At 67.8% G+C, this 22,907-nt stretch carries 19 protein-coding genes and 2 tRNA genes; 11 read left to right on the top strand and 10 right to left on the bottom strand.

Features of this window, described 5'->3' with window-relative positions; all coding sequences use genetic code 11:
- Positions 1 to 166: 166 nt before the first annotated feature.
- Positions 167 to 1,399 (bottom strand): mechanosensitive ion channel, encoded by a 1,233-nt coding sequence (locus tag J4030_RS13975; RefSeq protein WP_208049849.1) that lies wholly within the window; start codon positions 1,397 to 1,399, stop codon positions 167 to 169.
- 167 nt (positions 1,400 to 1,566) lie between these two features.
- On the opposite strand from J4030_RS13975, the gene J4030_RS13980 reads away from it, so the two are divergent.
- Positions 1,567 to 2,430: a glycosyltransferase gene (locus J4030_RS13980; RefSeq protein ID WP_208049850.1), complete on the top strand. Its 864-nt coding sequence runs from the start codon at positions 1,567 to 1,569 to the stop codon at positions 2,428 to 2,430.
- Positions 2,431 to 2,534: 104 nt separating this feature from the next.
- Here the strand turns inward: J4030_RS13980 and J4030_RS13985 are convergent, their stop codons facing one another.
- Positions 2,535 to 3,530 carry a D-cysteine desulfhydrase gene (locus tag J4030_RS13985; protein ID WP_307864702.1) on the bottom strand — a complete coding sequence of 332 codons (996 nt, stop codon included), beginning with the start codon at positions 3,528 to 3,530 and terminating at the stop codon, positions 2,535 to 2,537.
- 266 nt (positions 3,531 to 3,796) lie between these two features.
- On the opposite strand from J4030_RS13985, the gene J4030_RS13990 reads away from it, so the two are divergent.
- The 7 genes from J4030_RS13990 to J4030_RS14020 all read left to right on the top strand — a co-directional run bounded on the left by J4030_RS13990 (position 3,797) and on the right by J4030_RS14020 (position 12,327).
- Positions 3,797 to 6,745, top strand: coding sequence for an IPT/TIG domain-containing protein (locus J4030_RS13990; protein ID WP_208049852.1), 2,949 nt, complete (start codon positions 3,797 to 3,799; stop codon positions 6,743 to 6,745).
- Positions 6,746 to 6,891: 146 nt separating this feature from the next.
- The gene (locus J4030_RS13995) at positions 6,892 to 7,266 is read left to right on the top strand and encodes a YciI family protein (RefSeq protein ID WP_208049853.1); all 375 of its coding nucleotides are present in this window, start codon (positions 6,892 to 6,894) and stop codon (positions 7,264 to 7,266) included.
- A gap of 25 nt (positions 7,267 to 7,291) precedes the next feature.
- Positions 7,292 to 8,563, top strand: a complete 1,272-nt coding sequence (locus J4030_RS14000; RefSeq protein WP_307864703.1) for a sigma-70 family RNA polymerase sigma factor — start codon at positions 7,292 to 7,294, stop codon at positions 8,561 to 8,563.
- A gap of 92 nt (positions 8,564 to 8,655) precedes the next feature.
- Positions 8,656 to 9,573, top strand: a complete 918-nt coding sequence (locus J4030_RS14005) for an ABC transporter ATP-binding protein (RefSeq protein ID WP_208049854.1) — start codon at positions 8,656 to 8,658, stop codon at positions 9,571 to 9,573.
- Positions 9,570 to 10,409: an ABC transporter permease gene (locus J4030_RS14010; RefSeq protein WP_208049855.1), complete on the top strand. Its 840-nt coding sequence runs from the start codon at positions 9,570 to 9,572 to the stop codon at positions 10,407 to 10,409. Before J4030_RS14005 ends, J4030_RS14010 begins: the two co-directional genes overlap by 4 nt.
- Positions 10,406 to 11,665, top strand: coding sequence for a sensor histidine kinase (locus J4030_RS14015; protein WP_208049856.1), 1,260 nt, complete (start codon positions 10,406 to 10,408; stop codon positions 11,663 to 11,665). The genes J4030_RS14010 and J4030_RS14015 overlap by 4 nt, the downstream gene beginning before the upstream one ends.
- Positions 11,662 to 12,327 (top strand): response regulator transcription factor, encoded by a 666-nt coding sequence (locus J4030_RS14020; protein ID WP_208049857.1) that lies wholly within the window; start codon positions 11,662 to 11,664, stop codon positions 12,325 to 12,327. Before J4030_RS14015 ends, J4030_RS14020 begins: the two co-directional genes overlap by 4 nt.
- A 320-nt stretch (positions 12,328 to 12,647) precedes the next feature.
- Here the strand turns inward: J4030_RS14020 and J4030_RS14025 are convergent, their stop codons facing one another.
- The 3 genes from J4030_RS14025 to J4030_RS14035 all read right to left on the bottom strand — a co-directional run bounded on the left by J4030_RS14025 (position 12,648) and on the right by J4030_RS14035 (position 15,582).
- On the bottom strand, positions 12,648 to 13,709 hold the full coding sequence (locus tag J4030_RS14025) for a tetratricopeptide repeat protein (protein WP_208049858.1): 1,062 nt from the start codon (positions 13,707 to 13,709) through the stop codon (positions 12,648 to 12,650).
- Complete coding sequence (locus tag J4030_RS14030) at positions 13,706 to 14,935, bottom strand: AAA family ATPase (RefSeq protein WP_208049859.1); 1,230 nt, start codon at positions 14,933 to 14,935, stop codon at positions 13,706 to 13,708. The genes J4030_RS14025 and J4030_RS14030 overlap by 4 nt, the downstream gene beginning before the upstream one ends.
- A 302-nt stretch (positions 14,936 to 15,237) precedes the next feature.
- Positions 15,238 to 15,582, bottom strand: coding sequence for a hypothetical protein (locus J4030_RS14035; protein ID WP_208049860.1), 345 nt, complete (start codon positions 15,580 to 15,582; stop codon positions 15,238 to 15,240).
- 82 nt (positions 15,583 to 15,664) lie between these two features.
- Here J4030_RS14035 and J4030_RS14040 point away from each other — a divergent pair, with 82 nt between their 5' ends.
- The 3 genes from J4030_RS14040 (at position 15,665) to J4030_RS14050 (ending at position 18,981) form a co-directional block, all read left to right on the top strand.
- Entirely contained in the window at positions 15,665 to 15,874 is a 210-nt protein-coding gene (locus tag J4030_RS14040) for a hypothetical protein (RefSeq protein WP_208049861.1), read from the top strand.
- A gap of 671 nt (positions 15,875 to 16,545) precedes the next feature.
- Complete coding sequence (locus J4030_RS14045) at positions 16,546 to 17,247, top strand: alpha/beta hydrolase (RefSeq protein ID WP_208049862.1); 702 nt, start codon at positions 16,546 to 16,548, stop codon at positions 17,245 to 17,247.
- Positions 17,248 to 17,505: 258 nt separating this feature from the next.
- A complete protein-coding gene (locus J4030_RS14050) occupies positions 17,506 to 18,981 on the top strand; it encodes an FAD-dependent oxidoreductase (RefSeq protein WP_208049863.1) in 1,476 nt (491 codons plus the stop codon).
- Positions 18,982 to 19,170: 189 nt separating this feature from the next.
- Here the strand turns inward: J4030_RS14050 and J4030_RS14055 are convergent.
- The 5 genes from J4030_RS14055 to gyrA form a co-directional block, all read right to left on the bottom strand.
- Positions 19,171 to 19,243, bottom strand: a tRNA-Ala gene (locus J4030_RS14055).
- A gap of 68 nt (positions 19,244 to 19,311) precedes the next feature.
- The gene (locus J4030_RS14060; RefSeq protein ID WP_179483397.1) at positions 19,312 to 19,455 is read right to left on the bottom strand and encodes a DLW-39 family protein; all 144 of its coding nucleotides are present in this window, start codon (positions 19,453 to 19,455) and stop codon (positions 19,312 to 19,314) included.
- Positions 19,456 to 19,511: 56 nt separating this feature from the next.
- Positions 19,512 to 19,588: transfer RNA gene (locus tag J4030_RS14065), tRNA-Ile, on the bottom strand.
- A 149-nt stretch (positions 19,589 to 19,737) separates the two neighbouring features.
- Positions 19,738 to 20,280, bottom strand: coding sequence for a DUF3566 domain-containing protein (locus tag J4030_RS18570; RefSeq protein ID WP_208049864.1), 543 nt, complete (start codon positions 20,278 to 20,280; stop codon positions 19,738 to 19,740).
- Positions 20,277 to 22,856: a DNA gyrase subunit A gene (gyrA, locus tag J4030_RS14075; protein WP_208049865.1), complete on the bottom strand. Its 2,580-nt coding sequence runs from the start codon at positions 22,854 to 22,856 to the stop codon at positions 20,277 to 20,279. The genes J4030_RS18570 and gyrA overlap by 4 nt, the downstream gene beginning before the upstream one ends.
- Positions 22,857 to 22,907: the final 51 nt, after the last annotated feature.

Raw genomic sequence — 22,907 nt, forward strand, 5'->3', positions numbered from 1 at the left:
GGCCTCAGCCTGCCGCACGCGCCAGCCCGGTGGTGCTCCGCGTCGTTGTCGTTCTGCGAGCAACGTGCGACGGTCGGGCCGGGCTGCTCACCCCTGGGAATGCCCGAACGATCGGCGCTTGGACCGCGCGGTCCGGGCTCCCGTCTCGTTCGGATCGGGTCGGGGTTCAGTCCCGGGGCTGCTGCTCCCGCTGCAGCTTGTCCAACTGCCGTCCAGCCGCGTCGCGCCCACCGAGACCGAAGGCCAGGGCAGCGGCCGCGGCACCGCCGACGACCACCGCGCCGAAGGCGAGGTTCACGATCGAGTCGGCGAGGCCCATGTATTTCAGGCCCATCGCCACGAAGAGCACCACCGTGGCGTAGCGGACGATCTGCGCCGTCTGACCGCCGCCCATCGCCCTCGCCAACAGGTTGGCGATGAACACCCCCGCCGCGATGACGATCGCGCCGAAGACCACCCGACCTCCGAGCGCCAGGACGGTGTTGAGGATGGCGGTGACCTGCGGGAAGTGCAGCAGGTTGGCGGCGGCGATGGCGAAGAACAGCACGATCGCGATCTGCACCACGCGCGCGACGATGGCCGGTACGTCGCGGTCCCCGGCGTCGACGCCCACGCTGTCCAGGAGACGATTCAGGCCGAGCCCGCGCAGGATGGGCGCCAACAGGTCCCCGACGAAGCGGGCGATGACGACGCCGATGGCGAGGAGGATGCCGGCGCCGAGGATCGCCGGCAGGGCGTTCAGCAGCGAGCTGAGCAGCTGGGTCGCCGGGTCGGAGATGGACCGGATGTCGAGGGCACCGAGCGCCGCGATGACGACGACGAGCAGGATCACGGCGTAGAGCACCTGGCCGACGATGGTCGAGATCTTCGGGGCGTCGTCCGTGCTCGCGGGCGCCGCGGAGGTCGCGCCCGAGCCGTCCGCCCGGGAGGTCGGAGCCGAGGTGTCCGCCTTGTTGCCGCCCACCCGCGCGAGACGCTCGTCGACGTTCGCGGCCTGCAGTGCGGTGACGACGAGTTCGCGCACGATCTTGGCGAGGACGAAACCGATGAAGAGGATCAGGCCCGCGGCGACGATCTTGGGGATCGCGCCCAGCACTCCGCTCAACAGGTTCTGCATCGGTCCGAGGACCTGGGTCAGTGCGAAGAGGTTCAGCACCGCCATCAGGCCGAAGAGCCAGATGATCAGCGACGCGATGGAGGCCAGTGACTCCGCCAGGTTGTCGCCGCTGCCCGCCTGCCGGTGCAGGAACTCCAGTTTGCCGAGGAATTTGGTGAGGAGGCTCTTCACCAGCTTTGCGACGAACCACGTCACCACCAGGATGATGATCGCCGAGACGACCTTGGTGATGATCCCGGACCAGCCGAAATCGCTGAGCTGGAGCGCACTGCTCTGATTCATGGCTTCCCCTTGCCTACCCGTCCGCGGCGACCCGGGACACGATGAGGGTGTTGCGCGTGTTCGCAACGTAGCACCGTTGTGACCTCGGTCACAGGCCCTTGGTTGGGGTGCCGACGCCGACCCTCGCTGCACCTTGCCGACCGTCGTCGCGTGCGACCCTCATCCCCATGGTCACGACCCCCGAACGCGCGCTTCCCCTGGTGAGCATCATCGTCCCGTGCTTCAACGCCGGTGACACGCTGCGGGAGACGCTGGAGTCGGCGCGTTCGGTGGACTACCCGTCCGTCGAGATCATCGTGTGCGACGACGGCTCGACCGACCCGCTGACGCTGCGGGTGCTCGCCGACCTCGGCGACGACGTACGGGTGGTCCGCCAGGAGAATGCCGGCCTGCCCGCCGCCCGCAACGCCGCGATCGCCGCCGCGCGGGGCACGTACGTCTTCCCCCTGGACGCCGACGACAAGATCCACCCGGACTACGCGCGCGCGGCCGTCGAGGTCTTCGAGGCCGATCCGCAGGTCGGCATCGTGCACGCCCGGGTGCAGCGGTTCGGCGACGCGGAGGGGGAGGTCGGGTACGACGACTTCTCCATCGGGAAGCTGTTGAACCACAACATGATCCATCAGTTGTCGTGGTTCCGTCGGGTCGATTGGGAGACGCTCGGCGGGTACGACGAGAAGCTGCGCGACGGGCGCGAGGACCACGAGTTCTGGATCCGGATCGTCAGTACCGGCCGCACCGTAGTGAAGCTGGACGAGCTCTACAGCATCTACCGCATCCGTGCCACGTCGATGAACCACACGATGACCCACGACAAGCTGGCGCGGATCTACGCCGAGATCTTCCGCAACAACGCCGACTTCTACCTGGACCACCTCGAGGAGTACTTCACCGAGCGGTACGCCGAGCGCGCGCAACTGGCGCACTGGTCACTGCGCTACGGCAAGGTCGACGCGCTCATCGAGGGCCACCCCCGCGCGTACGGCGCCGCCCGTCGCCTGGCCGCCACGGCCCGCCGCCTCCGCCGCTGACCCTGACCGTGACCGTGACGCACTAAAAGCCGAGGGACACAGGTCTACCTGCGTCCCTCGGTCATACCTGCGTCACGGTCGACGTCAGCCGCCGCTCGGACCGCTCACTGGAACGTGGAGCGGTAGCCGAAGAGCCCGGTGCTGCCCCCGGTGTGCAGGAAGACGACCGTGTCGGTCTCGTCGAACCGGCCCTCCGCGATCCCGCCGAGCAGCCCCGCGAAGCCCTTCCCGGAGTAGACCGGGTCCAGCAGGATGCCCTCGGTCGACGCGAGCAGCCGGGTCGCCGCGACCATCTCGTCGGTCGGCACGCCGTACCCGCCGCCGACCCAGCGGTCGTCGACCAGCACGTTCTCCCGGTCCACGGTGGTGCCGATCAGCTCGGCCGTGCGCTCGGCCAGCCCGAACACCGCGTCCACCTGGCGCTGCTCCGGCTGGCGCACGCTGACGCCCAGCACCCGCGCCGCGCTGTTGATCGCGGCGAACCCGGCGACAAGCCCCGCCTGCGTGCCGGTGCTCCCGGTGCCGTGCACCACCCAGTCCACCGCGACCGGCGCCGCGTCGAGCTCGAGTGCGCAGTCGACATACCCGAGCGCGCCGATCGGGTTCGAGCCGCCACCGGGGATGACGTACGGCCGCTTCCCGGCGGCCCGCAGCTCGTCGGCCAGCGCCTCCATTGCACCCTGCATGTCGCTGCCGGCGGGCAGCCGCTGCACGATCTCGGCGCCCAGCAACTCGTCGAGGAGCACGTTCCCGGACTGCTCGTACTCCTCGTCGCGGACCTGGCGCTGCTCCAGCAGGATCTTGCAGTCCAGTCCTGTCACCGCAGCCGCGGCTGCGGTCTGACGGGCATGGTTGGACTGGGTCGCGCCCTGGGTGATCAACGTGTCCGCACCCTGCGCCAGCGCGTCGCCGACCAGGAACTCCAGCTTGCGGGTCTTGTTGCCGCCGGTGGCGAGGCCCGTGCAGTCGTCCCGTTTGATCCACAGCTCCGGGACCTGCGCGTGCTGCTCGCGCAGCAGGCCGGTCAGCCGCGGCAGCGGTTCGAGCGGAGTGGGGAAGTGTCCGAGTTGTCTGCGAGCGAATCGCGTCAGTTGAACCACACACTCATGGGTAGTCGATGAATGTCGGCCCTGTCCAACGGCCATCCCGCGCTGGCCGCACGGCGACTCCCCGATCGGGGGATGCCGCGGAGGTTCGTGCACAGCCGATGACCGGACGATGCACAGGTGACGCGCAGCTTTCTGTCACTGAGGGCCGCCCCATAGGTCATACTCAGCTGCCCGCATCGCGTGATGTGCACACAGGCTCCGCCTGTGGTCGGCACTGGATCGGATGCCTGGTGGCACCGCGCTCGAGGGGGTAGGCGATGTTGCGTCGCGTTCTTGCTGCTTTGACCATCGGCGTGCTGGCCAGCCTGGGACTGACGACGCCAGCGGCATCTGCTGCGTCGGGGACCACGGTCACAGGCTGGTCGACGACCAGTTCGTCCGCCGCGCTCGGCTATTCATTCAGTGTCCCCGTCAAGGTGAGAACGGGAAACGGCTACGCCGCTCGGGCGATCAAGGTCCAGCGTGCGGAGTACGGGTCATCGTCCTGGTCGACGGTCGCGTCCGGGACGACCTCCCCGGCCGGCGCGTACACGGCCGTCCTGACCGTTCCGATCGCGTCACGCTGGGTGTTCCGCCTGACGGTGCCGGCATCATCCACCGCGAGCGCCTACACCTCACCGACTCGGGTGATCAGCGGGATCATGGGCGTTCCCACCGCGATCTCCGGCTGGTCGACCGCGAGTGCGTCCGGCGCGGTCGGTTACTCCTTCGCCGTGCCGGTGAAGGTGAAGACCGGCAGCGGCTACCAGGCACGCACGGTACGGGTGCAGCGCGCGCCCTACGGGACGTCCTTGTGGACGACGACCTCGACTCTCTCCACGAGCACGTCCGGCACCGTGACGGCGTCCCTGCCGGTCGCGGGCGTGGGCAAGTGGCTCTACCGAATCTACGTTGCGGCGACGACCACCGCAGCGGAGGACGCGTCCTCCGTCCGGACGATCACCGGCATCACCGGGCTTGCGACCACGGCGGCCGGCTGGTCCACGACCGGTCTGTCGGTACCGCTGCCGACCACGGTGCAGGTGCTGGTCACCGTGAAGTCCGGGGCCGGCTACCTGCCCAGGTCGGTCCGGCTGCAGCGGGCGCCTTCGGGGTCCTCCACATGGGCGAACGTGGCTGCACTGACGACGAATGCCACCGGCCAGGTCACCGTCTCCCTCTGGGTGCCCGGTACGGGCACCTGGGCCTACCGAGTCATGGTGCCTGCGACCACCACAGCCGCCGGTTACACGTCCGCGTCACGGAGCATCACCGGCGTCGCCGCGCCCTCGGTCACCGCGATGACCCCGGCCACCGGCTCGGCGTTGGGAGGGACCACGGTGACCATCACCGGCACCAACCTGCTCGGTACGACGTCGGTGAGATTCGGGAGCTCGAGCGGCACGGGGTTGCGGGTGCTGTCCCCCACCTCCCTCACAGTGGCGACACCGGCCGGATCGGTCGGGACGGTCGATGTGCGCGTGACGACGCCGGGTGGCACGTCCGCGGTGATAACCGGTGATCGTTACGCGTACACGCCTGCTGCCTCGTGGGGGTCCAGTCGGGTCGTCGACGCCTTCGCCGGTGGTCCGCGGTCCATCGCATGTCCGTCGAACACGTTCTGCGTGATCGTCGACGCACATGGGAATGCACTCACCTACAACGGGAGCGCCTGGTCCGCGCCCCGATCCATCGACCCGGGCCAGTCGTTGACGTCCGTGTCGTGCCCGACCGTTGCTTACTGTGCCGCTGTGGACGACGCAGGGAACGTCGTCACGTTCGACGGAAGTTCGTGGTCGAAGCCGACGAATCCCTATCCCGGTGGCGGAGTCACGAAACTGTGGTGCCAGTCCAGCAGCATGTGCGCCGGAGTCGACAAGAGCGGAGAAGTCGTCACCTTCGACGGGATGAACTGGTCCACGCCCGTGACCGTCAGCTCCGAACCGATCAAGTCCATCTCGTGCGCCTCTCGCTCGTTCTGTGTCGCGGTCGACTACCTCGGCACCGCCGTGACCTTCGACGGTTCAGCATGGTCCAAGCGTGTGCCCGTAGTTCTCTACGACGACATGGCCGGGGTGGCCTGCCCCTCCACGAACTACTGCGTCGCCGTATCGAAATCCGGAAAGGCTGCGACGTTCGACGGCACGACCTGGTCGGACCCGGTCTTCCTGCACGTCGCCAACCAGATCGTGTCGCTGACGTGTCCCTCCACCACCTTCTGCCTCGCGGTCGACGCCATCGGACACGACGTGCGATTCGACGGATCGAGCTGGTCCGAACCCACTGACACCGGCACGCCGGGCACGACGCAGGCGGTGTCGTGCGCATCGAGCACCTTCTGCGCGGCGATCGACGATTCGGGCTACGCGCTGACCTTCGACGGTTCCACGTGGAACGCCCCCTCGAACATCGAGGTTCAGGGGCCGCTGCAATCCGTCTCCTGTCCCTCTCGCACGTTCTGTGTGGCCGTGGACTCCGCGGGCAACGCCCTGCGGTTCGACGGGAGCACCTGGTCCCCGTTGAACCTGGTCGATGCCGGCGTCGCGTTGACCTCGGTCTCATGCCCAACGACCACCTTCTGCGCCGCACTCGACATCAACGGCAGTGCCCTGACCTTCGACGGCAGGTCCTGGTCCGCGCCCGTCAGGGTGGGGTACATGAAGTCGCTGTCCTGCGCGTCCCGCACTCTGTGCGTCGCCGTGGGTTGGTACGGCGTCGCCTCGGTGTTCGACGGACGAACGTGGTCCACCCCCACGACCGTCGTGAATACCTACGGCGGTCTCGTCGATGTGTCGTGCGCCGCTGGCACGACCTTCTGCGCCGCGACCACCTGGGACGGGTACGTCGTGCCGTTCGACGGCTCAGGCTGGTCCAAGGCCGCCGTGATCGACCCTGGAGTCATCATCGGCTCGATCTCGTGTTCGTCCAGCACGTTCTGCGCAGTCGTCGACCACGCGGGGAAAGCGTCCACGTTCAACGGGACCGTCTGGTCGAAACCCTTGGTCCTCCCGCTCGGGGACGAAGGCCCGACCTCCATCTCGTGCACCTCCAGCACGTTCTGCGCGCTGACCACCTACAGCTCCGTCGTCACCTTCAACGGAGCCGCCTGGTCGGCACCGGTCCGCATCGAGCCCCTGGACGCTGACCCATCTCTGAGGTCGATCTCGTGCTCGAGCAGCAGGTTCTGTGTCGCGGTCGACCCGACGAGTGTTCTGACGTACGAGTAGTCCGACGTCCGAGCCACCTCGGACGCGGCCACCGCTCACCTGCCCTAGAAACACTGCAAAAGTCGTGGACGCGATGTCGAAGACTCGGGTGACCATTCGACGTACGTGTGACAAGCAGGTCCGAGCAACCAGGAGGAGTGATCGCGATGCCGCGTTTCATGGGATTCGTGCGGATGGAAGAAGGCGTCGGTACGCCGCCGAAGGCGCTGTTCGAGGCGATGGACGAGTACATCGGCAAGCAGGCCGCCAAGGGCGTCTTCCTCGACGGCGGTGGGCTCTACGGCACCGAGGACGCCGTGAACTTCGTCGTCCGCAAGGGTGAGGTCAGCCGGGTCGACGGTCCCTACGCGGAGGCGAAGGAGGTCGTCGGCGGGTGGGCGATCATGCAGTACGACAGCGTCGAGGACGCCGTCGCCGACCAGCAGGAGTTCGCCGAGCTGCATGCCAAGCACTGGCCCGAGGTCACCGTGATCTCCACGCTGCGCCAGATCTCCACCGGCCCGGAAGAGCCCGGCGACTGAGCCGGGCGATCACTACGCTGGCCGCGTGCCGGCGCAGACCACCACGGATGACCCCCATGGGGTGATCGTCGCCGCGTGGCGGGCCGAATCGGCCCGCCTCGTCGGCGCGCTCACCCGGATGACCCGCGACGTGGACATGGCCGAGGACCTCGCGCAGGACGCGCTCGTGGCCGCGCTCGAACAGTGGCCCGCCACCGGCGTACCGCAGAACCCGGGCGGGTGGCTGATGACCACCGCCAAGCGGCGCGGCATCGACCATTTCCGTCGTGCGGACGTCCTGCGGCGCAAGGTCGCGGAGCTCGAGCATGCCAGCGGCGGAGAGGAGGGGCGGATGCCCGACCTCGACGCGCAGATCGACTACATCGAGGACGACGTCCTGCGGCTGATCTTCCTGTCCTGCCACCCATCCCTGAGCGCCGACTCGCGCGCCGCGCTGACGCTGCGGCTGGTCGGAGGGCTCACCACGGCCGAGATCGCCCGCGGCTTCCTGGTCAGCGAAACCACGATGGGCCAACGCATCTCGCGCGCCAAGAAGACCCTGGCGCAGGCGCACGCCGCGTTCGAGCTGCCGACGGGTCCGGAGCGGACCAGGCGCCTCGACGACGCGATGGCCGTGATCTACCTGATCTTCAACGAGGGGTACGCCGCGACCGCGGGTGCCGACTGGATGCGCCCCGACCTGGCGCACGAGGCGATCCGGCTCGCGCGCATCCTGGCCGCGCTCGCTCCGAGCGAGCTCGAGGTGCTCGGGCTGCAGGCACTGCTGGAGCTCCAGGCGTCGCGGATGTCCGCGCGGCTCGACCCGGACGGCGTACCTGTGCTGCTGGAGGCGCAGGATCGGACGCTCTGGGACCGGTCGCTGATCCGCAGCGGCCTGGAAGGCCTACGCCGGGCCGAGGAGCTCGCCGGACGCGGGCAACCGGTCGGTCGGTACTTCGTGCAGGCATCGATCGCCGCGCAGCACGCCCACGCCGAGCGTGCTGAGGACACGAACTGGCGCCGGATCGCCGCGCTGTACGACGTGCTGGCCACCGCGGCACCGGGCCCCGTCGTCGAGGTGAATCGGGCCGTCGCGCACGGGCGAGCGTTCGGACCGGACGCCGGACTCGCCGTACTGAACGCGTTGCCCGAGGGCGTATTGAGCGACTCACCACTCATCCCGAGCGTGCGCGGAGACCTGTATGAGCAGGCCGGGCTGCATGCCCAGGCGCGTGAAGCCTTCACCGAGGCCGCCGCGCGCACCAAGAACGACGGCGAGCGCGCCATCCTGCGCCGCCGGGCCGCTCGTCATCCCTGAGACGGACCCTCAGGTTCGCTCTCCAGACTGACGCGTGTCGACCCCCCGCCGACCTACCGTCGTCGCATGACACGAATCCCGAGGGCTCTCCCATGATCGAGGCCAGCAGTCTCTCCAAGGCGTACGGCGACACTCTCGCCGTCAACGCTCTGAGTTTCACCGTGCAGCCGGGTGTGGTGACCGGCTTCCTCGGCCCCAACGGCGCCGGCAAGTCGACCACGATGCGGATGCTGCTCGGGCTGGACCGACCGACCTCGGGATCGGCGTCGATCAACGGCCGGCGCTACGTGGACCACCCGGCGCCGCTGTGCGAGGTCGGCGCCCTGCTCGAGGCGCGGGCGGTGCACACCGGCCGGTCCGCGCGCAGTCACCTGCGGGCGTTGGCCGCCACCAACGGCATCCCGGCCCGCCGGGTCGACGAGGTGCTCGAGCTGGTGGGTCTGGAGTCGGTCGGACGGCGCCGCGCCGGCGGGTTCTCCCTCGGCATGGGTCAGCGACTGGGCATCGCCTCGGCGCTGCTCGGCGACCCCGGCACCCTGATCCTCGACGAGCCGGTGAACGGCCTCGACCCCGAGGGCATCCTGTGGATCCGCAACCTGCTCAAGTCGCTGGCGGCGGAGGGCCGCACCGTCTTCGTCTCCTCGCACCTGATGAGCGAGATGGCCCTGATGGCAACGCATCTGATCGTCGTCGGCAAGGGTCGGCTCCTCGCCGACACCAGCGTCGCCGAGCTCACCGGGCGCGGGTCCGGCTCCGACGTACTGGTGCGCACCGAGCGCGCCACCGAGCTACGGGAACGACTGGTCGGCCCGGATGTCGAGGTCACCAGCAGCGAGCCCGGTTGTCTCGTAGTCCGGGGTCTGTCCAGCGACCTCATCGGGCGTACCGCCGCCAACGAAGGCATCGCCCTCATCGAGCTCACGCCGCGTCAGCCGACGCTCGAGGAGGTCTTCATGCAGATCACCCAGGACTCGGTCGAGTACGGCCACCACGTAGGAGCAGCATCATGAGTACGACGACCGGGCCGATCGCGGACGCACCCACCCACGTCAGCCAGTTCAGCGGCGCGAAGGTCAGCCTCCCGCGCGTGGTCGCCGGCGAATGGGTGAAATTCCGCTCGCTGCGCTCCACCTGGTTCGCTCTGCTCGGAGCCCTCGTCATCGCCATCGGCCTGGGCGCGCTCTTCTCCTACCTGCGGGCCACCCACGTGGATGGCGGGCCGCACGGTCCGGTGGGCATCGACGACCCCATCCGGGTCAGCCTGCGCGGCATCATGCTCGCCCAGCTGCCGATCGGCGTCCTCGGCGTCCTCTTCGTCACGGGCGAGTACGCCACCGGCATGATCCGGGCGTCGCTCTCCGCGGTGCCACGCCGCTGGCCGGTGCTGACCGCCAAGGTCATCGTCGTCGCCATCGTCTCGCTGGTGCTGTGCACCCTCGGCTGCCTCGCCGCGTTCCTGGCCGGCCAGGCCGGGCTGAACAGCCACGGGTACGGCGTGAGCCTCGGCGCGACCGGCGCGTTGCAAGCGGTCATCGGCGGCGGCATCTACCTGACGCTGGTCGCTCTGCTGGGTATCGGCTGCGGGTTCGCGATCCGCAGCACCGGCGGTGCCATCGCCACGGTGTTCGGCCTGCTGCTGGTGCTGCCCCTGCTCGGTGAGGCGCTGCCGAGTTCGTGGGCGGCGCACGTGAACCAGTACCTGCCGATGAACGCCGGCACCCAGATCCTGGGCACCACCCACGACCCGAACTCGCTGGGACCGTGGACCGGCATCGGCGTGTTCGCACTGTGGGTCGTCGCGGCCCTGATCGCCGGCCTCCTGGTGCTGCGTCAGCGAGACGCATGATCCGACCGGTGGCGCCGAGCCGGGGTGATGACTGGACGTCGTCGCCCCGGCTCGGCGCGCGCCCGTCCGTGCTAAGCGAGCGGTACGCCGGCTGGCTCGACGCAGCGATCGTCGCGGGCATCCTGCTCCTGTCGTTGCCGTGGTGGATTCGTCACAGCCAGGCTGACGCGGTGCTCGTGGTGGTGTTCTCCCTGTTGTTGGCGGTTCCGCTGCTCTGGCGGAGGCGGGCACCGTTCCCCGTCTTCGCGGTGCTTGCGACCGTCGCCCTGGTGCAGTGGTTCGTGCTGCACCCGGTCTTCGCCGACTTCGCCCTGCTCGTCGGGCTCTACACCGTCACGGCGCGGGAGAGCCGCGCCCGAGTGCTCACCGCGGCCGGCGTCCTGGAGCTGGGGGTGCTGCTCGCGCTGCTGGGCAACATCCGGCCGTCCGCGAACCTTTTGGTGGCCCTGATCATGATGTCGGGCCTGGTGATCGCGGCGGTCGTGCTGGGTCTCAACGTGCGGATGCGGGCGGCGTACCTGCGCGAGATCGAGGAGCGTGCCCGGCGCCTGGAGGTCGAGCGCGACCAGCAGGCCCAGCTGGCGACCGCCGCCGAACGCACCCGGATCGCGCGCGAGCTGCACGACATCGTCGCGCACAACCTGTCGGTGATGATCGCGCTCTCGGACGGAGCGGCTCTCAGCCTGGACAGCAACCCGGTCGAGGCGCGCCGAGCCCTGACGGAGGCGGCCACGTCCGGCCGCCGGGCGATGGTCGACCTGCGGCAGGTGCTCGGCGTGCTGCGCGGGCACGGCGACGACCCGGAACTCGCCCCCGCGCCGACCCTGGCTGATGTCGACGATCTCGTGCGGGCCGCGCGGGACACCGGCCTGCGGGTCGAGATCGCGTTCCGTGGCGATGTAGGCGCGCTGCCCGGCCCGCTGCAGCTGAGCGTCTACCGGATCGTGCAGGAGTCGCTCACCAACGCCATCAAGCACGCCCGCGCGTCCACGCGGGTGCGGGTGGAGGTCGAGGTGGCGGCGGACGCCGTCCGGGTGACCGTCGCGGACGACGGCGAGCCCGCCCCGTCCGAGACGGTCGTGCGCCCGGGCCACGGGCTGGCTGGGATGCGCGAGCGTGCCGCCCTGCACGACGGCACCCTGTCCGCCGGGGTCACGCCGACGGGGTGGACAGTCCGCGCGACGCTGCCTCGGTCTCTGCCGGCCGCCGCCGACGCCGTACGACCGGCCGTACTCGCGCGACGGGGCACCAGATGAGCGCCATCCGCGTGCTGCTGGCCGACGATCAGCCGCTGCTGAGGATGGGATTCCGGCTGGCGCTGGACGCCCATCCCGGGCTCCGGGTGGTCGGTGAGGCCGCCGACGGGCTCGAGGCGGTCGCGGCGGCGGCCGACCTGGCACCCGACGTCATCGTGATGGACGTGCGGATGCCCGTGCTCGACGGCATCCAGGCCACCGCGCAGATCACCGAGCGCGACCCGGACGCGAAGGTGCTCATCCTCACCACGTTCGACCTCGACGAGTACGCGTTCGCCGGTCTGCGCGCGGGTGCCAGCGGCTTCCTGCTCAAGGACGTCCCGCCCCAGGAGATGGTCGCGGCCATCCGGACTGTCGCGGCCGGCGACGCGGTCGTCGCCCCCCGCGTGACCCGTCGGCTGCTCGACACGTTCGCCGCCAAGCTGCCCGCGGACCCCGGACTCGCCCCGATCACCCGCGTGCAGGAACTGACCGAACGCGAGAGCGAGGTGCTGGTGCTCGTTGCGACCGGCGCGACGAACCAGGAGATCGCCCAGTCGCTCTACCTGTCGGAGGCGACAGTGAAAACGCACGTCAGCCGGATCCTCGCCAAACTCGGCCTGAGGGACCGAGTGCAGGCCGTGATCTTCGCTTACGAATCCCGGCTGGTTGAGCCCTTCTGAGGGTGGTCTTGCGATCACCGCGGCGCCCAGCGGGCAATAGTTCGCTGTCGTGGGCCGCCCCATTCGCGGCGGAAGTGAGGCACTCGGGGCCTCTTTGGTGGAGGGGTCGCCGCGGACTCGAGAGACCCGCTGCCTTCTCCTCGGCGGCTGGATGGGCGCGGCTCAGTGGTCGTAGAGTGAAGGCTGATCTCGGGCACCTGGTACGGCGCGAAACGTGAGCACGGACTTCTTGTGCGGACAAGAACTCGAGGTGGCCGCAGCGCGTGGGAAGCATCGACACCCCAGCCATCGGAGCGAAAAGTAGCCGCGGTACAGCTCCGTTACGTAGTCGGTCGACGCGACAGAGCCCGCTGTCCTCCCACGACGCGCCGGATGCGGACGATTAGGCCAGCTGCTCCGATGAGTTCGACGAACTGGGCAAGTTGAAGACATCGCCGCGCGTCGGGGTAGCCCACGATCACTGCCACGATGAGCAGGCCGACGACACTCAAGCTGACACTGATGAGGAGCGCGAGCCATCTTTGGGATCGGACGGCCGCGACTGTGAAGCGTAGCGCGCCAGAACCAAGGCTGGCGCGCATAAATGTGATGACAGCGATTGCGACCGCCCCGAGGACGAAGGAGACTGCGATCAGCGCAGCGGGCCGACCCGTCGAGTCTGCGGGGACGATGACACGCACAACTCCCACGCCGGCAGCTTCGAGTGCCACCATGATCCATGCCCAGGCGTAGAGCACGGCACGAAGGTTGTCGGCGAACACCGTCGCCGTTGGGTCCATGCTCAGGGCTGCAACAAAGTTGCGGGTCGCCGCAACGACACGCCGGTGGCGCAGTTGGGCGACAGCGAGGTTGTTGCGCGCGACCGCGTTATCCGGCTCAAGCCGAAGAGCCTCGAGGAAGTGCGTCGCAGCCAATTTGACGTGCCTGTCTTGCAGTGTGATCCGGCCGAGGAGGATGTGTGCGCCGGCCCGGTCCGGGGCTAGGCGCACGGCAGTTTGCGCGGCGGCACGGCCTGCGTCGGTGATGTCCCTGCTGTCGGCATCCACCTTGGCCCGTTGTGTGTGGGTGAGCCAGAGGTTCGGCCGAAGCCGGATCGCCTTATCGGCCGTATCCCGGGCCATCGCCAGCTGATTGCGCTTCGTGTACGCCAGTGACAGGAGCCGGTACGCCCACTCGCAGTCCGGTTGAAGCGCCAATGCGTGGTGCGCGGCCTCGATCACGGCGTCAATCTGGTTGAGCCCCAGGTGGCATTGGCCCACCAGGCAGAACGCGTCGGCGCTCGAGGCGTCGAGGGGTGTAGATGTGAGTACGCGGAGGGCGTCTGCCCACCGGCGCGCCTCCACGAAGACCTGGGCCTGGGCGAGCGGGGCGGACGCGCTCACAGCCGACGGGTCTTCTTCAGGAAGTCACGCAGCTCGGCGTAGCTACCGTCCTGGTCGGCGAAGAGTACGACGTTGCGTGCGCTTTCGAGCCAAGCACCTGTCGACGGGCGTGTATCGCGGAGTGCCTGTTCCATGTCGTTCATGTTGATGAGTCGCGGGTCGTTGCTGCGCGCACCTGCAAGTAAGGCTTGCTCGGCGGCAACCTCGCATACATAGGCGATATCGGCGCCGGAGTAGCCGTCTGTGGCACGGGCGAGTCTGCGCAGGTTGATGCCCTCGACCGGCCGATCCCTGAGGTGGTATCGGAAGATGGCGTCCCGCGCTGGTTCATCAGGAGGCAGTACCAGAACGGTGCGGTCCAGCCTGCCGGGACGTCGCATCGCGGGGTCGACGTCCCAGGGTTGGTTCGATGCAGCAAGAACAAAGACGCCGTCATTGGCGGCGGCGACCCCATCGAGTTCGGTAAGCAGTTGATTAACCGTTCCCCGCATCGCGTTGTTACGGGTCATGCTTCGACGTTGGCCAATGGCATCGATTTCGTCCAGGAAGAGCACACACGGCGCTTCACGACGGGCGAGTTCGAAGACTCCCCGTACATTTCGCTCGCTATTGCCAATGTATGGGTCGAGTACGTCTGCCAAACCAACGGAGATGAACTTCGCTCCGAGCTCACCCGCCACGGCCCGGGCAATGAAAGTCTTTCCACAACCCGGTGGCCCGTAGAGCAATAAACCGCCTCGCAGGCTCTTCGAATAAAGCTGTCGAAGCTTCGGATTGCGCAGTGGGGCAAGAAAGGCGGCATCGATCCGTTCCTTCACCCGTTCCATGCCACCGACATCGGACAAGGTCAGGGCTGAGGGTTCGACACTGACTGCGGACACCTCGGGCTCTTCATCATCCCGCACGAACATCGGGTCCGCGAGGTCGTCGACCTGAGCTTCGGCCGCACGCCAATCAAAGGTGGCCTTGCCGCCAACGGCATCCGGACTGTTCGTTTCTGCAGGTTCGCCCTCTGCTGGCGTCATCATCGAGCGAGCAGCACGGGCGATCAACTCGAGTGCGTCGGCATTCGTCGGGTCGCGCTGCAAAACGGCGGCGGCATGTTCTACACCCCCGGACACGTCACCTGCCCCGACCAGCTCCTGGGCAAGGTGGAGTCGCAATGGGACATCATCGGGTGCAGCGGACACCGCGCGACGAAGCGACTCAATGAACGGTGACGACACGCGCGAAGGTTAGCGGACCGAAGCAGGGATTGACCCACTTAGAAGCTGCCCCCTACGAGCGCTTGCGGCGGCAAGGATGCGTCCCATCGTCGGGACTGGCCACCACGTTGGCGGGGAGCAACCAGTGCGTGAGGACACACTCCAACAGGTGCCGGTGCGTGAGCGGTCTATTCGGTTCAAACGAGACCCTGGGAATGGGCACATTTAAGTTCCTCGATGGCCGATGGCTGCGCGTGACCCGAGGACAACACTCAGTCCCAAGTCCTCATAGTCCAACTCTTTGGTGCGGCGCGCGTCTCTGACTACAGGACAATGCCGTCAAAGATGGGTGGGGTGGCTTGCGAGAAGTCGCCTAGATTGTCCACCTCGACGGTGAGCCGAGTCCCCGGTACGACTGGATAGACCTCGTACCAAGTGATGGAACGGCCCTGCAGCAAATAGCCGCTCGGCTCGTTACAACCTGGCTGGGTGGGTGTGCCACAGTCAGTAATCGCGGTGACAGTTGACGTGCCGCTCGTCACGCTCAGCGAGATCTGACTCGTATCGAACGGCGCCTTAGCGTCGGCCGCGTTGGTCACCGTAATCGCAACTTCGTACCACTTCGAGCCAAAAATATCGGGCTCGTTGTCCGATTCAGATGTACTCACGCTGTATCGATGCGGTTTGCTAATGCTGGTTGTTATGCCACCGGATCGCGGGGACGTGGCGCCGAACGCGAGTATCTGAGAGTTGGTCGACGGTGTGGTCGAGGCCTGGCTACTGGCCGTCGGGGCCTGGCTGCTGACCGTCGGGGCCTGGCTCGATGACGGCATCTCGCTGGCGATGGCAGTCTTGGTGATCGTGGTGGTTGCCGCAGCGTTGCTGCCACTGCTCCCACACGCAGCGAGTGAGATGACCGAAACGGCCGCTGCGAACGCTGCTGAACTCTTGGCGGAATAGTCGATGGCGCTTGCCCCCTGTTTGACACGCAGCCCCCTCGGGCTGCGTAATACCCATGCTCTGGATTTAAGAGTATGGGCGCGCCAGCGCAGTTGCATATAGAGCCGCTGCGCTACGCGGCACCCCCGGGTCATCGATGAGCCGTGGGGACTCAAGGATGCGGAGCCCTGGACGACATCAACAGCTCGTCGAGGTCGCCTATCGGCGTTTCGCCTCCGTTTGTCAGGCGTTTGACGACCTGCGCGGCTTCGAAGCAACGATCTCTTTTCGACGTGCCGAGCGCGCGTGCTCGACACCCGTGCCCACCGTCGCCGCCGCCCTGTTCGCGGGTCGCCATCCTGGCCGGCTTGCTGCTCCGCCGCGGACCGCTACCCGTCAGTTTCAGCCCCGAACCCCAGCCGTCCGGTGAACGGCACATCCCGACCTTGCTGAACTACACCCGACACCCACCTCGCACCATGGACTCCACCGAGAGAGCGCATCAAAGAAGCACACTTACAGCGGACCTGAGGTTCTCCAGATCGTCGACCCAGCCAGGTCGCTCCCCTTCGCGAAACGCTCGTCTGACGTAATTCAATGGCCCGACGGCGCTGCGGTTATGCGCCTTTCGCTCGTACTAGGCGTTGCGGATAGCGTCGGGCGTACGGGAACGATGACGCAAGGGGCAGCCAATGGAAGTGATCTTCGTTCACGGAGCACTGGTGCGCGACGGTGCATGGTGGTGGCAGCCGACTGCTGACGTATTACGAGAGCGCACCGGGATGACCAGTCGTGCGCTGGCCTTGCCATCGTGTGGCGAGACCACACCGGAGGAAGCGGCCGGAGGCCTTGTTGCAGACGCGGCATCGCTGCGTCGCGAGCTGGACCTGGTGGACTCCGCGATCGTTGTCGGCCATTCCTACGGCGGAACCGTCATCGCCGAAGCAGGCCACCATCCGTCGGTGGCACACCTGGTGTACGTGTCGTCCTACCTGCCCGACGTCGGACAGGCACAGAGTGACATCGTGAGCCGGGAAGCGAACCCGGTGAGAATCGGCGACATCGGAGGCGGCCTGCTCGGCGTCACCGGATATGACGCGGATTCGTTCGGCGCCAGGTTTCTCCAAGACACCGACCGGGGCACCCAGAAACAAGCCTGGAGCCGTGTGACCCCTCAGGCGGTGGGTGCCTTCACCACGGTCACGAGCGCTGCCGGGTGGCAGAGCGTCGACTCCACCTACATCGTCTGCCGTGATGACCGCAGCACCTCGGTCGAGCTGCAGCGATTCCATGCGAGCCGAGCCACCAGGGCCGTCGAGATGGACACCGGGCACCACCCCTTCATCTCTCGACCCGACCTCGTCGCCAGCCACATCGAGGAGTTGCTCACCTGATTGAACTGACCCACCACTGATGGGTCGTACGGTCGCCGCTGTTCGGAGGGGGGTCCGCGAGTGGTGTCTGCCAGTACACCGCGCGCGCGGCGCCAACACTGACGGGCAGGTCGTGGTGATCCTTACCGTGATCGATGCCGCTCGGAGCGCGAGGCTGACATCCTGTCCGTACTGCCGAACACAGGTAGTGATGGCGAGGACGCTCGGCCCGCGAGGCGGGGAACGACGAATTGGATCGATCGGCTGGAGGTGGGCCTCGTGCAGCGTCTTGTGGTGGGGGCGCGCGTCGCGGTGATCGGGGCTGGCCCCGGTGGTCTCCTGGCAGCGAAGCATGCGATCGAGGCCGGGTTCGATGTGACCGTGTTCGAGGCGAGCGACGACCTCGGCGGGCAGTGGAACACCACGGCCGCGCACAGCGGGATCTGGCCGGGCATGCGGACGAACACCAGCCGGGCGATGACCGCGTTCTCCGATCACCGGGTGCCTTTGACGCACGAGTTGCATCCGTTCGCCGAGCAGATCCAGGACTACCTCCGCTCGTACTCCGACGCGTTCGGAGTGACCGAGCGCATCCGGTTCGGGACGCGTGTCACCGATCTGCGTCCGGCGTGGAGGGTGAACGACGAGCCGTTCGACGCGGTCGTTCTGGCGTCCGGACGGTTCCGTGCTCCGGTGCTACCGGCCGGTTTGGACGGCTTCACCGGTGAGATGCTGCACGCCTTCGACTACCCCGGTGCCGACCACTTCCGCGGGCGGCGTGTGCTGGTGTACGGCAACGGCGTGAGCGGGCACGAGATCGCATCCGATCTCGCGGCAACGACCAGCGTCATCTCCGCCTATCGCAAACCGCGCTACGTCCTGCAGAAGAACGTGGCCGGAGTCTCCTCGGATTGGCAGTGGTACACCCACATCGGAGCGCTCCGGCGGGCAGTGATGGCGCCGCAGAGCTATGGCGCCCTCCTGCGCGAGCGCGTGCTGCGGGTCGCCGGGAATCCAGCCGACTTCGGAGCGCCTGAACCCAGCGCCGACTTCTTCCTCGCCGGCCACTCGCTCTCCCAGGACTACCTCACGCAGATACAGGCCGGATCAATCGCATGCCGGCCGGCCATCATGACGGCGCTCGGGGATCGGGTGACCTTCGCCGACGGCAGCTGCGAACGAGTCGATGCGATCATCTGCGCGACCGGATACCGCCTCGACCTTCCTTACCTGTCCCAGGATCTGTGGGCGGTACTGCGACCCGATCTGCGACTGCACCACCGGACCATGCATCCAGACCTTCCGGGCTTCGGCGTCATCGGTCAGTTCGCTCTGCAGGGGCCCTACTTCCCGTTGCTCGAACTGCAAGCCCGCTGGATCGTCAACTCATGGGCCGGTGTCGGACCAGAGCCGGACGCGCGAGCCGCACGCGCAAGTGTTGCTACCGCTCCGCCGCCGATCGACTCGCACAACGTCCTTGCTCTCACCCTGGCCGATGCCGCTGGAGTGGCGCCCGACATCCGCGCCCGCCCTGACCTGGCCGAGCCGTTGCTGTTCGGGCCGATGCTGCCGCCTCGCTATCGCCTGGATGGGCCAGGGGCTCATCGCGATGCAGCGACGACCTTCCGGGACCAGCTAGCCACGTCCCCACGCGCCGCGGTCGAACCCGACGACATCGCGGCCTTGCCCGATGTCGGCTTTCCCGACCTGCTCCCCAGGGTTCGCCCACCGCAACCGCGCCCCATCGAGCAGTGACCGCCCTGCGCCGACGAGACATCGGTCGGCTGAGACCCTCTCGGAAGGCCCCGCGTTTTCGGGCCGTCCTGCAGACCGACGTCTCATCAGGGCTCACCAGAGGTCGCGGCCGCCGCCGTACTTCCCTGGGCTACGGACATGGCGAAGGCCCTCCCGCCTGAGCGGAGAGGGCCTCTGACCTGCGAATTGTGGAGTGTAGGGGATTCGAACCCCTGACCCTCGCCTTGCAAAGGCGATGCTCTACCAACTGAGCTAACACCCCAGGCTCTGGTGTTCCTACCTGCACATCGAGGTGCAGCTAGGAGTCGCGCCGTACGGCGCGGAGCCGGATCAGACGCCCGACGAGCCGCCTGTGGGGGGCTTGTCGGCGGCCTGGGCCCACAGGTCCTTGCCGGCCTTGTCCTGGTCCCGCTTCTTCTTGAAGGCAGCAGCCGCTGCGGCAGCACCTGCCAGCACGACGATCTTCTTGAGCATCGATCCTCCTGGACGGTACGACGGGCACGCGCGGGGAGCGCGTACCGAACGGCTGGTGGTGGGCCTAACAGGACTTGAACCTGTGGCCTCTTCCTTATCAGGGAAGCGCTCTAACCGACTGAGCTATAGGCCCGTATCACCGCAGTGCGCCCACCCACGAAACCGCGGGTCAGGCGCCGAACGAGGTTACCTCAACCCCCCGGGACCAGCCAAAACGCCGGCGGTCCAAGCGAGAGTTGGGTGTACGCGGGCGCCCGATCGAGCGCACCCGTACACCCGATGTCACTCGTCGGTCAGCGTGAGGTGCAGGCCGCCGACCAGCGAGGAGCAGATGTTGTAGAGGAACGCGCCCAGGGTCGCGATCGCCGTCATCAGGAAGATGTCGATCACGCCGATGACCACCGACAGCGACATCACCCGCCCGAAGCCGATGTAGTCCATCAAGTTGAACGAGCTGCCCTTGCGGTCCATCGACCGCAACAGGTCGTTGAGGTTGCCGAAGACGCCCATCCCGGACAGCACGGTCCACAGCACCCCGGTCATCACCACGCCCGCGATTGCCACGGCGACCGAGAGCAGGAAGGCGATCTTGAAGACCGACCAGGGGTCGACCCGGGACAGCGAGAGCCGGACCCGGCGCGGGGTCGCGCGACCGGGCCGCGACGTACGGGCGGCCGGTCGGGGCGCGGGCCTGCCCCCACGGTTCGCCGCGGGTGCGGGTGCAGGGGCCTTGCGGGCCCCAGAGGTCCCGGCTTTGCCCGGTAGGCGCGCCGCGGGGCTGTCGTTCCCGGCCCGTGCGGTGTCATTCGGCGTGTCAGTGCTCACTCAGGATCTCCAGACTCCTGCGGATCTGTAGTCCCAGTCTCGCCGGGTACAGGGTTTTCCTCGACTGACGCTACGGCATCATCGGCCAGCTCTTCGACCTCTGCCTCCGCATTGCGCGCCACGGCCACGATCGCGTCGCCCTTGTCGGGGGTCGCGAACTGCACTCCCTGGGTGGATCGGCCGGTACGCCGCACCTCATCCACCCGGGACCGCACGATCTTGCCCTTCTCCATCACGACCAGCACCTCGTCGCCGTCGTGGGTGATCAGGGCACCGACGAGGTCACCGCCGCGTTCGGAGATGTTGGCGACCTTCACCCCGAGCGTGGCCCGGCCCTTGGTCGGGTAGTCCGAGCTGGCGGTCCGCTTGGCCAGGCCGTTCTCGAAGACCACGAAGACGTCGGGGTCCTCGCCTTCGGGTACGACGTTCATCGCCAGCAGCTCGTCGCCGTCACGGAACTTCATGCCCGTCACACCCGAGGTGCCACGACCCATCGGCCGCAGGCTGTCGTCGGTGGCGTGGAAGCGCACCGACTGGCCCTTGCGGGAGACCAGCAGTACGTCGTCCAGGGGTGCGGCCAGCGCCGCCGCGACCAACTCGTCACCGTCACGCAGGTTGACCGCGATCAGCCCGCCGGAGCGCGGCGAGTCGTACTCGGTCAGCCGGGTCTTCTTGACCAGCCCGCGACGGGTCGCGAGCAGCAGGTACGGGTCGGTCGTGTAGTCGCGCAGCGCCATCACCTGGGCGATCTGCTCGTCCGGCTGGAACGCCAGCAGGTTGGCGACGTGCTGGCCCTTGGCGTCCCGCGAACTCTCCGGCAGCTCGTACGCCTTGATCCGGTAGACCCGCCCGGCGTTGGTGAAGAAGAGCAGCCAGTGGTGGGTGGAGGTGGTGAAGAAGGTCGACACCACGTCGTCGCCGCGCAGTTGCGCACCGCGCACGCCCTTGCCGCCGCGCCGCTGGGAGCGGTACTCGGCCATCTTGACGCGCTTGGCGTAGCCCCCGCGGGTGATCGTGACGACCACGTCCTCCTCGGGGATCAGGTCCTCCATCGACATGTCACCGTCGAAGGGCACGATCTGGGTACGCCGCTCGTCGCCGTACTTGTCGACGATCTCGCCCAGCTCGGTGCTGACGATGCCGCGCTGCCGCTCGGGCTTAGCCAGGATGTCCTGGTAGTCCTCGATCATCCGCTGCAGCTCGTCGTGGTCGTCGGTGATCCGCTGACGCTCCATCGCGGCCAGCCGGCGCAGCTGCAGGTCGAGGATCGCCCGCGCCTGCAGCTCGTCGACGTCCAGCAGCTCCATCAGCCCGGTGCGTGCCTCGTCCGCGGACGGGCTGCGCCGGATCAGGGCGATGACCTCGTCGAGCATCTCCAGCGCCTTGAGGTAGCCGCGCAGCAGGTGGATCTGCTCCTCGGCCTTGCGCAGCCGGTACTCGGTACGCCGGCGGATGACCTCGATCTGGTGGTCGACCCAGTGCTTGATGAACGAGCTGATCGGCAGCGTGCGCGGCACGCCGTCGACCAGGGCCAGCATGTTGGCGCCGAAGTTCTGCTGCAGCTGGGTGTGCTTGTAGAGGTTGTTCAGCACCACCTTGGCCACGGCGTCGCGCTTCAGCACGATGACCAGGCGCTGCCCCGTACGACCGGAGCTCTCGTCGCGCAGGTCGGCGATGCCGGCGATCCGCCCGTCCTTGACCTGCTGGGCGATCTTCTCCGCCAATGCGTCCCGGTTGACCTGGTACGGCAGCTCGGTGACCACGAGGCACTGACGGCCCTGGATCTCCTCGACCTCCACCACCGCGCGCATCGTGATCGAGCCACGACCGGTGCGGTACGCGTCCTCGATGCCACGGCGACCGAGCACCAGGGCGCCGGTCGGGAAGTCCGGGCCCGGGATCAGGGTGAGCAGCTTCTCCAGCAGCTCCTCCCGAGTCACCTCCGGGTTCTCCAGCAGCCACAGGGCGCCCGAGGCGACCTCGCGCAGGTTGTGCGGCGGGATCTGGGTCGCCATCCCGACCGCGATGCCGGCCGAGCCGTTGACCAACAGGTTGGGGTAGCGCGCCGGCAGCACGACCGGCTGCATCGTCTTGCCGTCGTAATTGGGCTCGAAGTCGACGGTCTCCTCGTGGATGTCGCGTACGAGCTCCATCGACAGCTGCGTCATCCGGCACTCGGTGTACCGCGGCGCCGCAGCCCCGTCGTTGCCCGGCGAGCCGAAGTTGCCCTGCCCGTCGACCAGCGGGTAGCGCATCGACCACGGCTGCACCAGCCGCACCATGGCGTCGTAGATCGGCGCGTCACCGTGCGGGTGGTAGTGACCCATCACGTCACCGACGACGCGGCTGCACTTGTTGTACCCGCGGTCGGGACGGTAGCCACCGTCGTACATCGCGTAGACGATGCGGCGGTGCACCGGCTTCAACCCGTCGCGTACGTCGGGCAGCGCGCGGCTCACGATCACGCTCATCGCGTACTCGATGTAGCTGCGCTGCATCTCCGCGTTGAGGTCGGTGGCCTCGATGCCGGTGCGCCCGGGGCCTTCGCCGTCCGGTGGGCCTGTCACGTCAGACATGAATTCCCTTGATCCTCAGTTGTTTCTTCTCAAGCGATGGGCTGCACCTGC

Origin of the sequence: Allobranchiibius sp. CTAmp26 (assembly GCF_017565405.1) — a bacterium.
GTDB lineage: Bacteria > Actinomycetota > Actinomycetes > Actinomycetales > Dermatophilaceae > Allobranchiibius.

Bases quoted from the DNA above. Each gene is read 5' to 3' on its own strand.
- J4030_RS13975 (WP_208049849.1), bottom strand. From the start codon at position 1,399: ATGAATCAGAGCAGTGCGCTCCAGCTCAGCGATTTCGGCTGGTCCGGG.
- J4030_RS13980 (WP_208049850.1), top strand. From the start codon at position 1,567: ATGGTCACGACCCCCGAACGCGCGCTTCCCCTGGTGAGCATCATCGTC.
- J4030_RS13990 (WP_208049852.1), top strand. From the start codon at position 3,797: ATGTTGCGTCGCGTTCTTGCTGCTTTGACCATCGGCGTGCTGGCCAGC.
- J4030_RS13995 (WP_208049853.1), top strand. From the start codon at position 6,892: ATGCCGCGTTTCATGGGATTCGTGCGGATGGAAGAAGGCGTCGGTACG.
- J4030_RS14005 (WP_208049854.1), top strand. From the start codon at position 8,656: ATGATCGAGGCCAGCAGTCTCTCCAAGGCGTACGGCGACACTCTCGCC.
- J4030_RS14010 (WP_208049855.1), top strand. From the start codon at position 9,570: ATGAGTACGACGACCGGGCCGATCGCGGACGCACCCACCCACGTCAGC.
- J4030_RS14015 (WP_208049856.1), top strand. From the start codon at position 10,406: ATGATCCGACCGGTGGCGCCGAGCCGGGGTGATGACTGGACGTCGTCG.
- J4030_RS14020 (WP_208049857.1), top strand. From the start codon at position 11,662: ATGAGCGCCATCCGCGTGCTGCTGGCCGACGATCAGCCGCTGCTGAGG.
- J4030_RS14045 (WP_208049862.1), top strand. From the start codon at position 16,546: ATGGAAGTGATCTTCGTTCACGGAGCACTGGTGCGCGACGGTGCATGG.
- J4030_RS14060 (WP_179483397.1), bottom strand. From the start codon at position 19,455: ATGCTCAAGAAGATCGTCGTGCTGGCAGGTGCTGCCGCAGCGGCTGCT.
- gyrA (WP_208049865.1), bottom strand. From the start codon at position 22,856: ATGTCTGACGTGACAGGCCCACCGGACGGCGAAGGCCCCGGGCGCACC.